This is a genomic window from Enterococcus sp. AN402, assembly GCF_040719405.1.
GTDB classification, from domain to species: domain Bacteria; phylum Bacillota; class Bacilli; order Lactobacillales; family Enterococcaceae; genus Enterococcus; species Enterococcus faecalis.
In genome coordinates, this window is sequence record NZ_JBFDTM010000004.1 from 1,798,979 (window position 1) to 1,814,785 (window position 15,807).

The 15,807-nt window shown below is 37.6% G+C and carries 12 protein-coding genes; 1 reads left to right on the forward strand and 11 read right to left on the reverse strand.

From position 1 onward, the window contains the following. Window positions 1-16 precede the first annotated feature (16 nt). From AB1I62_RS10205 to nifJ, 5 genes are all read right to left on the reverse strand, one after another. Window positions 17-568, reverse strand: coding sequence for an ECF-type riboflavin transporter substrate-binding protein (locus tag AB1I62_RS10205; RefSeq protein WP_002356937.1), 552 nt, complete (start codon window positions 566-568; stop codon window positions 17-19). Between the two features lie 229 nt (window positions 569-797). Then, window positions 798-2,153 (reverse strand): phosphoglucosamine mutase, encoded by a 1,356-nt coding sequence (glmM, locus tag AB1I62_RS10210; protein ID WP_002356936.1) that lies wholly within the window; start codon window positions 2,151-2,153, stop codon window positions 798-800. Then, window positions 2,146-3,309, reverse strand: coding sequence for a CdaR family protein (locus AB1I62_RS10215; RefSeq protein ID WP_002377002.1), 1,164 nt, complete (start codon window positions 3,307-3,309; stop codon window positions 2,146-2,148). Before AB1I62_RS10215 ends, glmM begins: the two co-directional genes overlap by 8 nt. After that, window positions 3,306-4,190 carry a diadenylate cyclase CdaA gene (gene cdaA, locus AB1I62_RS10220; protein ID WP_002389035.1) on the reverse strand — a complete coding sequence of 295 codons (885 nt, stop codon included), beginning with the start codon at window positions 4,188-4,190 and terminating at the stop codon, window positions 3,306-3,308. Before cdaA ends, AB1I62_RS10215 begins: the two co-directional genes overlap by 4 nt. Before the next feature lie 196 nt (window positions 4,191-4,386). After that, entirely contained in the window at window positions 4,387-8,118 is a 3,732-nt protein-coding gene (gene nifJ, locus AB1I62_RS10225) for a pyruvate:ferredoxin (flavodoxin) oxidoreductase (RefSeq protein ID WP_048737510.1), read from the reverse strand. A 160-nt stretch (window positions 8,119-8,278) separates the two neighbouring features. On the opposite strand from nifJ, the gene AB1I62_RS10230 reads away from it, so the two are divergent. Next, window positions 8,279-9,781, forward strand: a complete 1,503-nt coding sequence (locus AB1I62_RS10230; protein ID WP_104859416.1) for a DUF6056 family protein — start codon at window positions 8,279-8,281, stop codon at window positions 9,779-9,781. A 25-nt stretch (window positions 9,782-9,806) separates the two neighbouring features. Here AB1I62_RS10230 and glnA read toward each other — a convergent pair whose 3' ends face one another. From glnA to AB1I62_RS10260, 6 genes are all read right to left on the reverse strand, one after another. Further along, window positions 9,807-11,147 carry a type I glutamate--ammonia ligase gene (glnA, locus tag AB1I62_RS10235; RefSeq protein WP_048737505.1) on the reverse strand — a complete coding sequence of 447 codons (1,341 nt, stop codon included), beginning with the start codon at window positions 11,145-11,147 and terminating at the stop codon, window positions 9,807-9,809. Between the two features lie 42 nt (window positions 11,148-11,189). Continuing rightward, the gene (locus AB1I62_RS10240; protein WP_002388239.1) at window positions 11,190-11,573 is read right to left on the reverse strand and encodes a MerR family transcriptional regulator; all 384 of its coding nucleotides are present in this window, start codon (window positions 11,571-11,573) and stop codon (window positions 11,190-11,192) included. 202 nt (window positions 11,574-11,775) lie between these two features. After that, window positions 11,776-13,017: a GTPase HflX gene (gene hflX / locus AB1I62_RS10245; protein WP_104859417.1), complete on the reverse strand. Its 1,242-nt coding sequence runs from the start codon at window positions 13,015-13,017 to the stop codon at window positions 11,776-11,778. A gap of 3 nt (window positions 13,018-13,020) precedes the next feature. Then, entirely contained in the window at window positions 13,021-13,950 is a 930-nt protein-coding gene (miaA, locus tag AB1I62_RS10250) for a tRNA (adenosine(37)-N6)-dimethylallyltransferase MiaA (protein WP_104859418.1), read from the reverse strand. Then, a complete protein-coding gene (locus tag AB1I62_RS10255; RefSeq protein WP_010777806.1) occupies window positions 13,951-14,697 on the reverse strand; it encodes a glycerophosphodiester phosphodiesterase in 747 nt (248 codons plus the stop codon). Between the two features lie 119 nt (window positions 14,698-14,816). Continuing rightward, the gene (locus tag AB1I62_RS10260) at window positions 14,817-15,797 is read right to left on the reverse strand and encodes a glycosyltransferase family 2 protein (protein WP_002356923.1); all 981 of its coding nucleotides are present in this window, start codon (window positions 15,795-15,797) and stop codon (window positions 14,817-14,819) included. Between the last annotated feature and the right edge of the window lie 10 nt (window positions 15,798-15,807).

The following is a 15,807-nucleotide window of genomic DNA, read 5'->3' on the forward strand; positions in this document are numbered from 1 at the left end:
TTATTTCGACAGTTTCTTAATCTTTTGATAAACTGCCTTTCTTTGTTCTTGTTGATGCATAAGCTTTCATCAACAATGTTCCAATAATCCCCACAGCGACAATATTTGAAACAGTCGCGAATACGCCTTGTGTAAATACTTTACTTGCGGGTTCACTATAAATCAAAATATCCAAACTAGGCGCGATTAAGCCCCAAACGACGATATTGCCAAAGGCTTGGAAAATATTGAAACGCACCATGTCATTTGTTGTAAATTCACCATGTTGAAGATCCATTTTACGACCAGCGAAGCCAAAAATAATACCAATAATTCCTGAACAAATAATCCAGCTCCACCAAGCGCTACCATACGTGGTAAAATCTTTTAATGTGTGACCAATCAAACCAATTAGCCCTCCAGCTACTGGTCCAAAAACAACTGACATTAAAGCAAGAAATGGATACGACGTTTCTAAGTTCGTATTAGGAATCCCAGTTGGAATTACAACGAATCGACCTAAAATAACAAAAACTGCAGAGCCAATTCCAATTGCTACAATTGTCTTGACAGACATTTTTTCTTTCATTTCGCTCCTCCATTCTATAACTCCATTGATTTACAGCCGCTCCCTTCTTGATTTTATCAAATAAAAAAAGAAGATACACGGTGCATCTTACTTCTAAAATAGTACCCTTTTAACCGCTCTATGTCAATGATAGACGGAGCTTATTAGCTATTTTCTTTTTTTGATTTCCAACAAAGAAACCAGACACTTAACGCAAGCTAGCATTAAGTGTCTGGTTTCTAATTGGTTCTTATTCAACGCCGATTTCTGCACGTACTACTTCGGCAATTTTATCAACGTAATAATCAACTTTTTCTTGTGTTGGCGCTTCGGCCATCACACGTAACAATGGTTCTGTTCCAGAAGGACGTACTAAAATACGACCTTCGCCATTCATTTCTGCTTCTGCTTGTTCGACAACTGCTTTGATTGCCGGAACTTCCATTGCACCATTTTTATCTGTGACACGAATATTGACTAATTTTTGTGGATAAATCGTCACTTCATCCGCTAATTCAGATAATTTTTTGCCCGTTTGCTTCATAACATTCAACAATTGAATCCCTGAAAGCATGCCATCACCTGTTGTGTTGTAATCTAAAAAGATCATGTGACCAGATTGTTCGCCACCAAAATTGTAATCATTTTTACGCATTTCTTCTACAACATAGCGATCACCCACTTGCGTTACCACATCTTTTAAGCCAATTTCTTCTACAGCTTTATGGAAACCTAGATTACTCATCACTGTTGTAACGATTGTATCTTTTTTCAAACGTTTTTTCTCAGCTAAATATTTGGCACAAATATACATGATTTTATCACCATCGATAATTCGTCCTAATTCATCGACTGCAATAATTCTATCACCGTCGCCATCGAAAGCCAAACCAGCATCTGCGCCTTTTTCAACAACCATTTCTGCCAAAGCTTCAGGATGAGTGGAACCCACACCATCATTGATATTCAATCCATTAGGACTTGTTCCCATTGTATAGAAATCTGTCTCTAAATCCGCGAAGACACGATTGACTGCTGTTGCAGTTGCTCCGTTGGCCGCATCTAAACAAACAGTCATATCTGCTAAATCGCCAGGAATACTTTGAACTAAAAATTGCGAATATTTTAGTAAGCCTTCTGGAAATTCATCTAATGAGCCTAAGCCTTCTGCAGAAGGTCTTGGTAAGGTGTCTTCTTCTGCATCTAACAATGCTTCAATTTCTGCTTCTTGATCGTCTACTAATTTGAAGCCATCTGCCCCAAAAAACTTAATCCCATTGTCTTCCGCAGGATTATGTGAAGCTGAAATCATTACGCCAGCGGATGCTTTTTGTAAACGAGTTAGATATGCTACACCAGGTGTTGAAATCACCCCTAATTGGAAAACTTCAATCCCGACTGATAATAACCCAGCAATCAATGCTTGTTCCAACATCTCACCTGAAATACGTGTATCGCGGCCCACGAGAACACGAGGTTTTCTTGAACTATCTTCATGTTGACTCAACACATAACCACCGTAACGCCCTAATTTAAAAGCTAATTCAGGTGTTAACTCCTTATTTGCAATTCCTCTTACACCATCTGTTCCAAAATATTTACCCATTTTGATTCTCCTTAGTCACTTGATTCTCTGTATTTTCAGTTGAACCAGCAGTTGTACTTTCTACTGTTGATCCCTCACTTGTTGTTTCAGAAGTATTTGATTCTACTTGACTGGATGTACTTGGTTGTACTGCTTGGCTACCTGAGCCAACCGTTGTTGAACTTGCAGGTTCCCCTGAAGTTTCATTTGTATTTGATGACTGTTGTTGATTGTACACGGGGCTCAAAGAAACGTCAACCTCATCTGGTGTAACTACGTATTCTCCATCAACGGGAATAGTCACTGATTGTTTTGTTTCTTTGCGAATATCAGAAATGTCTACCGGTACCTCAATTGATTCTAGCGTATCTAAAATTGATTGCGGACCACTGACCCTAACTTGGTACGTTGATAAACTATAATTGTAATGAGCGATCCCAGCTGGTGGCGTACCTGTCATACTAACATTCAGTGGTACATCTTTTGTTGGCGCAGTTAAGCCTACTGTTACTTTGACTTGTGGTGCTGGATTTTCGATACTTAGGACTTGACCTTTGGCATCTAGCGCTTGGACATTTACCGTTTGTTTAATCGTATCAATTGTTTGTTTGGCACTTGAGACTGGCGCAATCACTTTGTCAATTGCTTTTGCTGTTTCTTCTCCAGTTGTTACTTCTACAGTTTTTGGATCTACAGAAATATTTTTTACTTTATAACCTTCTTTTTCAATGTTATCAGAAAGTTGTGCTTCTACATCGAATTTTTTTGTTACTCTCTTTTCAATCGTTACAGTCACTGTTTTCGGTTCAATTTCAGCTGTAACAGCTGAACTTAGTCCCCGCACTGTCAAAGGCACTTCCGAAGTCCCTAATGGCAATTTGGTTAAGTCTGCGACCACTTGGAAATTTCGTGTGTCAGCATTTGATTCCATGTTTAATTGAATGCGGTTCGCACTACGTAAATGAACATTTACACTCTCTTCAAATCCAGAGACATAATATTTGTCTTTATCGTATTGGACTTGGACAGGAATATTATTCAGTGTTTCACTATACGTTTGGCTTGAACCTGAATTGGAGGGATTATTGCCTGTTGCATTGGCATTAAAAAATAACAACAATGCAAACAGCAATGAAAGCAAACCATTAAACCAGCTTTTTTGGGAGGCTTTTCTCATTTGCGTTTAACCCCCTTTGTTACATCATCGATAAAATGCTGTAAAGCACTTTTTTTATCTTCCGATGATTCCGAAATTAACTCCTTACGCAAAATTGTTAAATACTCTTCTTGCGTTAGGCCAGGAATTAATTCGTTGTTCAACGTCAAACTAACGTCACCAGTTTCTTCAGAAACAACAATCGTAATGGCGTCACTGACTTCACTGATACCGACTGCGGCTCTATGGCGCGTTCCAAATTCTTTTGGAATTAAATTGCTTTCTGATAGCGGTAAATACGCACTAGCAACAGCAATTTTTTCATTTTTGATAATCACTGCACCATCATGTAGTGGTGTATTTGGAATGAAAATATTAATCAGTAATTCACCAGTAATATCGGCATCCAAATCAATACCTGTCTCAATGTATTCATCTAAACCAGTATTGCGTTCAATGGTTATCAAAGCACCAATTTTCCGTTTTGACATGTACTGAATGGCTTTGTCAAAGGCCTGAATAATACGCTCATCTTCTTGTTGCGCACCTTTATTCGGGCGGAAAAACGAACTTCTCCCTAGATGTTCCAGCCCTCTTCGCACTTCTGGTTGAAAAATAACAACCGCGGCGATTACACCATACATGATGACTTGATTCATTAACCAAGATAATGTATGTAGACCAATTATCTCACTTAGAATGCGGATAATGATAAAAACAGCGACACCTTTTAATAGTTGGACTGCTTTCGTTCCACGAACAAGCATGATTAATTTGTAAACGAGGTACCATACGACTAGGATATCTATGATATTGATAACAAAATCCTTAGATAAGAAATCCGTTGAGATGACTTGCTGCCAATAATTCAAATCTAATAATTGATTCAATTGAAACGACATCATACCCCTCACTTCTCTCTCAAGATTTCCTAACAAGTATACCACATTATTTTCTTTCATCACAGAACGCAAGCGGAAACATCAAAAAAATTTAGGAACTTTTTCAAATAACTTGAAATTTTTCATCAAAAAATCGCATTTCTAACTAAAAAACGTGTCCAAGCAAAAAGCTCAGACACGTTTTTTTGATTTCTATTTAATCTTGCTCACGTTGTTTTCTCTTGGCTGCTCGTTCTGCGCGGCGGGCAGCCCTTCTTGCTTCCGCTTCCGGATCAACTACGCGTTCCTTTTTCACTCGTGGCTTCTCGTTCTCTGGCGCAGTTATTTCTGGTTCACTTTGTTTTTCAAGTTTTGCTCGAATTTTTTCTTCTTGACCAGCTAAACGAGCATAATTATAGAACCGTCTCTTAGCATCATTAATTGTTTTATTAAATAACAATTCCGCTGTATCTGGTTGACTAGATTCTAAGGATGCAAAGCGAACTTGTTGGCGCATAAACTCTTTCATTAATGAAAAATCTGGTTTTTTGAAATCCAATGTCATTGGTTCTTTGCCCTTTTCTCGCAATAATGGATTATAGCGATATAAAGACCAGTAACCTGAATGAACTGCATCTTTCGCTTCTTTCAACGTTTGACTCATCCCACCTGCTAAACCATGTGTAATACATGGTGTATAAGCAATAATAATCGATGGTCCAGGGAATTTTTCTGCTTCTTCAAAAGCTTTAATCGTCTGCATTTGGTTTGCACCTGAGGCAATTTGAGCGACATAGACATTTTCATAAGTCATTGCCATCATCCCTAAATCTTTTTTAGAAGCATATTTCCCACTGGCAGCAAATTTCGCAATCGCTGATGCAGGAGTTGCTTTGGAAGTTTGGCCACCTGTATTGGAATAGACTTCATTATCTAGAACTAACATATTTACATCCGCGCCACTAGCTAACACGTGGTCAATACCGCCGTAACCAATATCGTAAGCCCAGCCGTCCCCACCAATCATCCACTGACTTGGTTTGACAAAAAGATCTTGATCGTCATAAATTGCTTCCAATAAAGGTTGATTTGTTTTTTCTTCAAGCAAAGCTGCACGTAATTTAGCTGCACGTTGTTGCGTACCTTCACTTTCGGACAGATGTGCTATCCAATCTTCCATCAATAAACGTAAAGAATCACTGGCTACAGAAAAAGCTTTGGCCATTTTACTAGCTAAACGTTCGCGACGCGCTTGCGTTGCTAACAACATGCCATAACCAAACTCGGCATTATCCTCTAAAAGAGAATTTGACCAAGCTGGACCTTGTCCTTGTTCATTCGTAGTGTATGGTGTCACACCCGCTGCAGCACCCCAAATCGATGAGCATCCTGTTGCATTAGCAATCAGCATTCGGTCACCAAACATTTGCGTCAATAATTTAACATAAGGCGTTTCGCCGCAACCAGAACAAGCACCAGAAAACTCTAATAAAGGTTTATTAAATTGTGAACCTAAAACAGTATTCGGTTTTGCTGGGTTTTCCTTTTGACGTAATGTCATAGCAAACGCCCAGTTCATAGCCTGCTCTTTTTCTTCTTCATAAGGTTTCATTACTAAAGCTTTGCCTTTAGCTGGACAGGCTTCAACACAAAGTCCACAGCCAGTACAATCTTTGACTGAGACTTGGATACGATATTTCAAGCCGTCGGCACCACGTAGATCACGTACAATGAATCCTTCTGGCGCTTCAGTCATTTCTTCTTCATCGGCTAAGAATGGTCGTATCGCCGCATGGGGGCATACAAAGGCGCATTCATTACACATGGTACACCGATCGCTAATCCATTCAGGTACTTCTAATGCAACTCCACGTTTTTCAACTGCCGCAGTTCCCAAAGGCATTCGCCCATCTGTCATCCCATTTTTCGCTAGTGTCGCAACAGATAACGCATTCCCTTCTTGACGATTAATCGGTTCAACAATTTCATGAACAAAATCACTAACATTTTCTGAACGTTTTCGCGGTTGAACTTCAAGCGTTCTCCACTCTGCTGGAACAGTTACCTGATGCAACAATTCAACGGTCTTATCGATTGCTTGAATATTTTTTTCGACAACTTTCATAGACTTATGACCATAACTTTTCAGTGCTTCGTCTTTTAAAATTGGCAACACTTGCTCAAAAGGCATAATTTGCGCTAATTTGAAGAAAGCTGTTTCCATCGCGGTATTAATTCGCCCGCCTAGTCCGACTTCACTAGCTAATTTCACTGCATTGATTGTATAAAACTGAATCTCATTTTCAGCTAGATACCGTTTTAATTGATTGGGTAAAAATCGTGCTAGTTGTTCATCATTCCAAATGGTATTTAAGAGGAAAGTACCGCCCTTTTTTAACCCTTTTACTAAATCATAGGTATGCAAATAAGCGGCTGTATGACAAGCCACAAAATCAGAATGTTCAATGAGGTACGTTGAACGAATAGGCGTCTCGCCAAAACGTAAATGAGAAACGGTCAACCCGCCTGATTTTTTTGAATCATAATAGAAAAATCCTTGTGCATACTTGTCTGTATGATCACCGATAATCTTAATTGCTGACTTGTTCGCCCCTACTGTCCCATCAGAACCAAAGCCCCAAAATTTAGCTTGATAGGTTTTCGGATTCGTCAAATCAAGTGGTTTGCCAACTTCTAATGAAGTATAAGTTAAATCATCATCAATCCCAATTGTAAAACGCTTCTTCATGGCAGAACGTTCTTTCATTAATTCATCAAAAACCGCAACAATTTGATTTGGCAGTACATCTTTAGAACCTAAACCATAGCGCCCACCAATAATTGTTGGGCGAATGTCCGCTTCATACATCGCACTTTGGACATCCAATAATAACGGTTCGCCACCAGCACCGGGCTCTTTCGTCCGATCCAAGACAGCAATTGCTTTAACTGATTGTGGTATTTTTTCAAGAAATGTTTCAACTGGAAATGGTCGATAAAGATGGACATTAAGAAAGCCAACTTTTCTTCCTTGTTCTTGTAAATAATCAACAGTCTGTTCAATTGTTTGTGCAACTGAACCCATTGTGACAATCACTTCTTCTGCATCTTCTGCGCCATAATACGTCACTAAATCATAATTGGTTCCCCGTAACCGGTTAATTTCTGTCATATATTTTTGAACAATACCAGGTAATTTTTCATAATAAGGATTTATTGTTTCTCGTTGTTGAAAGTGAATATCTGGATTTTGGTTCATTCCACTAACGGAAGGGTGATTCGGGTTCATGCTCCGACGACGAAATTCGGCTAATTTCTCTTGGTTTACTAAGGGTGCTAATTCTTCATAGTCAAGAACTGCCACTTTTTGAATTTCATGACTTGTTCTAAAGCCATCAAAAAAGTTCATAAATGGAACACTCGCTTCAATCGAAGCTAAGTGAGCCACTGGTGCCAAATCCATCACTTCTTGCACACTGCTTTCTGACAACATAGCAAAGCCTGTTTGGCGTGCGGCCATTACGTCTCCTTGATCACCAAAAATATTTAAAGCATTCGTTGTTAAAGCTCGGCTCGCCACATGAAAAACAGATGGTAATAGTTCTCCAGCTATTTTGTACATATTAGGAATCATTAAAAGTAACCCTTGTGAAGCCGTATAGGTCGTGGTAAGCGCGCCTGTTTTTAAAGAGCCATGGACCACGCCGGCAGCACCAGCTTCCGATTGCATTTCGACTACTTTCACAGGTTGACCAAAGATATTTTTCTTACCTTCGGCCGACCACTGATCAACAAGCTCAGCCATTGTTGAACTTGGTGTTATTGGATAAATGGCTGCTAATTCTGTAAAGGCGTAGGAAATATAAGCTGCTGCAGCATTTCCATCCATTGTTTTCATTTTCCGCATGTTTTTCTCATCCTTTATATCTAAAAAATAGAATAGTTGCACGCATATTCTTGTTTATTATAGCGTAAAAACCAAACATTTGAAACATTTTTCACAAACATTCTTTAGAGTTTCCTTTTCCAGTTACAAATTATCTCTATGTTTTTATATATAATTAGTTTATAATAACAACTGAAAATAACGATCTACAGAAAGGGAGAATATGTTGAAAACTCTTCAAAAAAATAAATTTATTATCCTTGCTTTTTTACTACTAACCATCATTTTTTATTTTATCCCTTACGCTCACGATGAATGGATGTGGGGAAGTCAAGAAGGGCTTGATTTATTAAAAAACGGCTTTCAAGGATACAATGGACGCTACTTTGGAAATATCTTCGCTTTAATTATTACTCGTAGCGTTTTAATTAAAAGCTTGTTTATGAGCGGCACGATTCTATTATTACTTACAGTACTAACAAAATTCACTAACCTAAGTTTAGATAGAAAAACAACTACAAATAAAAAATTTCTTTTGATTTTTAGCCTAGCTCTGCTTATATTAATTCCCACAAAACTTTTTCAACAAACTTATGGATGGCCGGCAGCTTTTGTGAACTTCGTTCCTCCTGTTATTAGTTTAGTGGTTTTTTTCATAATAGTGAATTACTTATTTATTAATGAAACAGCTAATTTAAAACACCCTGTTCTAACAGGTATTGTTTTAAGTCTCGGGACTCAATTTTTTTCTGAAAACATCAGCGTTTATATCACATTCCTTGCAATTGCTTTATGTATTTATTCTTGGAAAACCAGAAAGATGATTGATTCGTTCTTACTTGCTTTTCTAGTTACAAGTTTCCTTAGTTTGATTATTATGCTAATTAATCCAGCTTACTTAAATGCTGCCAATAATACTGATGGCTATAAAAAAATTAATTTATCGCTTTCATATTTTTACTATAAAACAATAGGACCGATGGCAGAAAATATTTTTCATCAAAATCGTTTCATTAATCTTTGTATAGCAACGTTAACTTTATTAATCTCTAAAAAACAAGATAAAGATATTTTACAATCAAAGGCAACGCAGCTGATAAATAAAGGAGCTCTATTTTTTATAAGTACTTATACGGTTTTCTCTGTCTTTATTTATCCTTATTTCACAATATCCTATAATCGCAGTCAAGATTTCACTGCACTATTAGCTTTACTATACTACCTTTCAATATTTATATTTATACTCATTCAATTTAAAGGTAATTTAAAAGCAAAACTACTTTTCTTGTTCTTATCTATCGTATGTACAGCTGGGCCTCTTTTCATTGCTGAGCCCATCGGTCCCCGGTCATTTTATATTACGTATGTTTTTTGGATTATACTTATTCTGCAATTTATCGCTTATTATTTTAATTTACAAAGTGAAGAAGAAAACAACCATGAAATACTGTTTATAACGAAAATTCTTAAACAAGGAATTCTTGTCTTACTAACCTTTTATACTTTGATGTTTGCATACACCTACAGAGTAGAACAACAAAGAAAAGAAATTATAGATGAGGCAATCGCTAATAAAGAAACTTCCGTAAAATTACCTTTATTACCAAATGGAGAATACTTTTGGGAGAAAGGAACAACCGCAGAAAATTGGATGCGCCGTTACAAAACATTTTATAACATTCCACAAGACATAACGATTACATTCGTACCGATGGAAACAAAATAAAAAAAAGAGCCCTAGGGCTCTTTTTTTAGAACAACTCCAAATATTGTTCTCTTTCCCATTCAGAAACGGTTTGACGGAAGGCTGCCCATTCCATTCGTTTCGCTTCTACAAAATTCGCAAAAATGTGACGACCTAATGCATCAATCATTACTTGATCTTTACGTAATTCTTTGATGGCATTGTGTAAGGTTGATGGCAAATCTTCAATTTGTGCATGTTGACGTTCTTCCTCATTCATCACATAAATGTTACGATCAACCGCTGGCGGTGGCGTAAGTTCATTACGGATACCATCCAAACCTGCTTGTAATAAGACTGCCATTGTTAAATACGGATTCGCTGAAGGATCGACAGAACGTAATTCTAAACGAGTCGATAAACCACGAGATTCAGGAACTCGAATGAGTGGTGAACGATTTCTGCCGCTCCAAGCTACATAAACAGGTGCTTCATAACCTGGTACCAAGCGTTTATAAGAGTTCACTGTTGGGTTACATACCGCAGTATAGGCACGGGCATGTTTTAATAAACCACCTAAGAAATGATAAGCAGTTTGGCTTAAGCCCATCTCTCCTGACTCGTCATAAAAAACATTACCTTCTTCATTAAATAATGACATATTGCAGTGCATGCCAGAACCATTAATTCCAAACAAAGGTTTTGGCATAAATGTTGCATGCAAGCCATGTTTGCGCGCAATAGTTTTCACAACTAATTTGAACGTTTGAATATTGTCACAAGCATCAACTACATCCGCATATTTAAAGTCAATTTCATGTTGACCAGGTGCTACTTCATGATGCGAAGCTTCCACTTCAAAGCCTAAACTTTCTAACTCTAAAACAATATCACGGCGACAATTTTCACCTAAATCGGTTGGCGCAAAATCAAAATAGCCACCTTTATCATTCAAGTCAGTGGTAATTTCACCATTCTCATCTAATTTAAATAGGAAAAATTCTGGTTCTGGTCCTAAGTTAAACGAAGTAAAGCCTAATTCTTTCATATCTGCTAAGGCACGTTTTAAATTACCGCGGGGATCTCCGGCAAAAGGGGTACCATCAGGATTGTAAATATCACAAATTAAGCGCGCAACTTTTCCATGGTCGCTTTCCCACGGAAAAATCATCCATGTAGATAGATCAGGGTATAAATACATGTCACTTTCTTCGATACGAACGAATCCTTCAATGGATGACCCATCAAACATCATTTTATTATCTAATACTTTATCTAGCTGACTCACAGGAACTTCAACATTTTTAATTGTTCCCATAATGTCGGTAAACATTAGTCGTAAAAAACGTACGTTTTCTTCTTCTGCAATATGTTTAATCTCTTCTGCCGTTTTGGCTTTTCTTGTCATCGGTCTGATCCCCATCCTTCATTTTTATTGGCTGCTGAAACGTTAAAGCCTTGGTACATTCGATTGGAACGGATTTTGCTGAGTAAGTCCTCCTTGCGAAAGGATTTCGTCGTATAAAATCTGACGAACATCTGCATCGGTTAACGGACGAGTTGCCTCGGCGGTGTTTTTTTGTTCTTCTAATTTCATTTCATACACACGCTTAATCCCTGCCATGTTCAATCCATCAGATAAATAATCTTTAATTTCTAACAAAACATCAATATCATTTAAAGAATACATGCGTCGGTTGCCCTCACTACGTTCTGGATGAATCAATCCCTGTTCTTCATAGTAGCGAATTTGTCGAGCGGTCAAATCCGTTAGTTTCATAACTGTACCAATTGGAAAAACTGACATGGAACGGCGTAACTCTTTTTCTCTCATCTCCATCCTCCTCTCTTAGTTATTTCTTAGAATAACAATAGAATGACAAATTGTCAAGAACTTATGTTAGATTTTCTAACATAAAACAAAAAACCTGATAAATATGGACTTTTCCATCTTTTCACGGCTGATTTTCTCCTGCTAACCAAAAAAATAGAAATGATTTGTTTTTACAAATCATTTCTAATCAACTTACCATTTTTTATTCTTTTTCGGATTCAGCCAACCATTTAGACTCTTTTTTCGCAAAACCTTTCACGATATACCGATTTTCATTTTCAGCATATTCTTCTGAAATCATTAGTGTCATCCGGCGAAGTTCACTTAATAGTTGTCCGTCAGTTGGGCTAATTTCTAATTGATAAGGCTCGAGTAATTCCATCATTTGGGCACGGATAGCTTGAACCAGTCGTTCTTTATCTTCAGGAATTTTAGTTGAGATCAATACATTGGGAAATAAGGTTGGGACAAATTCTTTGCTGTCCACTTGATCTCTTTTATTATAAACCGTCAAGCACGGAATATTTTCCAACGCTAATTCTTTCATCAATGTTTGAACTGTGCGTTCATGTTGTAACCGATCTGGCGCACTTGCATCCACCACATGGAGCAGTAAATCCATCGCCCGACTTTCTTCCAATGTCGACTGAAAGGCTTCAATCAGTTGTGTTGGTAAATCTTGAATGAAGCCGACCGTATCTGTCAGAGTAACTTCCATGCCTTGAGGCAATTGCCATTTTTTGGTTAAAGGATCTAACGTTGCAAACAATTGATCCTCTGAATAAGTTCCTGCTGTTGTCAACATGTTGAGAATGGTTGATTTGCCAGCATTGGTATAACCAATCAAGCCAATTTGAAATAGTTCTGAATTTTGTCTTTTTTGGCGGCTTCGTTCACGATGAGCAGTGACTTCTTTTAACTCACGACGGATGCCTAAGATTTTATTCCGAATGTGTCGGCGGTCCGACTCTAATTTCGTTTCACCAGGCCCACGTGTCCCAATACCTCCTCCAAGTCGGGACAACTGTTTTCCTTGACCAGCCAAGCGAGGCAATAAATAATCCAATTGTGCTAATTCAACTTGTAACTTTCCTTCTTTGGAGCGCGCACGCAAAGCAAAGATATCCAAAATTAATTGTACACGATCAATTACTCGCACAGCTAACGCTTCAGATAACAGTTGATTTTGACGCTGTGTGAGCTCATGATTAAAAATCACAAGATCCGCTTCATAGGCATCTGTTAATTGAATTAATTCTTCCAATTTCCCCTTACCGATTACGGTTTGTCGATCAACTTGTGGTCGTTTTTGCGTTAAAACAAACACCACTTCTCCATTAGCGGTTTCCGTTAAATTCGCCAGTTCTTCCATTGATGCAGAAAATGTCTGATAATTTTTTTCCGTCTCAACTCCTACTAGAATCACTTTTTCATGAGTGGTCATCGCCTACTCACTCTCCTTCTGTTGTAGCCATTGCGCTACTTCTTTTTCCAACTTGGGCAAATCTGTTGGCTGCTGAACCAAATCCCACCAATGCGCAGCCATTCGATTTCTAAACCAAGTCAATTGACGTTTGGCATATCGCCGCGATTGCTGTTTGACTGTTTCAACCGCCATCTCTAATGATTGTTCACCGGAAAAATACGGGAAAAATTCTTTATAGCCAATACCTTGAGCTGCTTGTGCATGTGGTTGCTGAAACATCTGTTTTGCTTCTTCCAACAGTCCTTCTGTCATCATTTGATCCACCCGCTGATTAATACGCTCATACAATAAAGCGCGATCTGTTTCCAAACCTAACAAATAATAATCATAGAGACGAGCTGGTTTTTCCTTCGGGGTCAAAATACTATAACCGGTTTTATCAAAGACCTCTAACGCACGAATCACTTTTTTGCGATTATTAAAATGAATGCTGTCAGCCGCTAGAGGATCCTTTTGTTGTAATAACTGCCATAAGGCTTGATTCCCTTTTTCTTCCGCAAATAAATTGTACGTTTCTCTAATTTCAGGCGAGTCATCTATCTCACGACTTCCTAGTTGAAAATCATAAAGGAGTGATTGAATATACAAACCTGTTCCTCCAACGATAATTGGTAGTTTCCCTTTTTCAGTAATTTCTTTGATTTTTTGACGACCCTCTTTCTGAAAATCAGCGGCAGAATATGTTTCGCTGACTTCACGGCAATCAATTAAATAGTGAGGAATTCCTTCTTTTTCTGTTTCTGTGACTTTAGCGGTGCCAATGTCTAACGATCGATAAACTTGCATGGAGTCACCGCTAATAATTTCACCATTAAATTTTTTTGCTAAAGCAATACTTAATGCTGTTTTCCCCACCGCAGTGGGTCCTACAATAACTAATACTTTCTCCAATTATGTTTCTCCTTCTTCTTGCCAATTTTGACGAGCAAATTTTGCTTCCTCAGGAAAATCAGTATGAACACCCGCCAATTTTAGCTGAAAACAATTTTCCATTTCTTCCATCCGATTAACAGTCCACGGCCGCAGCGGTTTGCCAATTGTGATAAGTTCTTTTTCATGAGCCAACACCCAAGACATTTTTGGATGTAAACTATCGACAAGCGCGAATGCCGGTCCCGCTTGACTTAAATCCTCTGCAGATTCATAAATAAAGGCAATTTCTGTCTTAGGATCAGCTTTTTTTAATTTAACTAAACTTGGAAAATAAAAACTGGAATATAAATAACGAAACGGCCAGTTTTTTTGCTTCATTTGTTGGACGACTTTTTTCTCAATTCCTTCATAATGGATAATATCCGTTTTAAGTTCAATATTCAAAAAACCATTGAATTGTTCTTCTTCAAGACAATTTAAAACATCTTCCAATGTTGGAACACATTGAACAGAAGGATTTTTCTGAAACCAGCTTCCAGCATCTAGTTGTTTTAATTCGTTTAATGTTAACTGTTGGATTTCACCATGACCATCTGTCGTACGATCCACCGTTTCATCGTGCATAACGATTAAATAACCATCTTTAGAAAGATGAACATCTAATTCAATTCCTTCAGCACCAACACGAACAGCCTCTCTGAAAGCAATACACGTATTTTCAGGATGGGTGCCTTTACTTCCTCGATGTGCAATAATATCTGTCATGCTCTCACTCCAATCTTGTTTATTGTACCATTGGAGTGAGGTGGGTTCAAATATAGGAAAAACGAGATACAGTCATTCGACTACTACCTCGTTTTTTATAAGTAAAATGAATATATTCATTAATCAATCTCTTTTAACTCTGATTCTTTAGTCTCATTTTTCTTTGGCAAACTGTATATATTTTCTACAAAATACAAGGGACGTTTCTTAGTCTCTAAAAATACACGGCCAACATACTCCCCTAAAATCCCTACAGAAATCAATTGGCAGCCACCTAAAAATAATATCATAATCATTAATGAAGGGAAGCCTGAAGTATCCGCACCAAATATCAATGTTTTAATTAATACATATATCATGTAAATAAACGCAACAAAAGAAACTAAAAAGCCAAAATACATTGAAATCTTTAAAGGAGCCGTTGTATAAGAAGTAATTCCTTCAATTGCCAATTTCAATAATGCGCCAAAACTCCATTTTGTTTCACCATGTAGTCTCTCATCCGCATCAAATTCAATCGCAACCTTTTTGAAGCCTACCCAATTATATAACCCCTTCGTATAACGTTGAGATTCTCTCATTTGCTTCAGCGCCTCTACTACCTTACGATCAAGTAACCGGTAGTCTCCTGCATCTGGTAAAACAGGCGTATTGGCTAGTTTTCCTAATACTTTATAAAACCATTTAGAGGATGTTTTTTTGAACCATGACTCCCCTTTGCGTTGATTTCTTTTAGCATAGACATCTTCATAGCCTTGCTGCCAAAGATCAATCATATCAATAATTGTAGCTGGTGGATGTTGTAAATCAGCATCCATTGTGATAACAGCATCATGTGTAGAATAATCAAAGCCCGCACTCATTGCTATCTCTTTTCCATAATTCCTGGACAAATCAATTAAAGAAACATTGTCCGTTTGTTCAATTAATGATAAAACTTCACTCACAGTGTTATCTTTGCTTCCATCATTAATAAATAATATTTCAAAATCAACTTCGTTTCTTTTTTTTTCTAAAGTTTCATTTAATTTTTTATATAGAGGACGTATATTATTTGCTTCATTATACGCGGGTATTGAAATTAAAATTTTCTTTTTCACAGGTTAAATC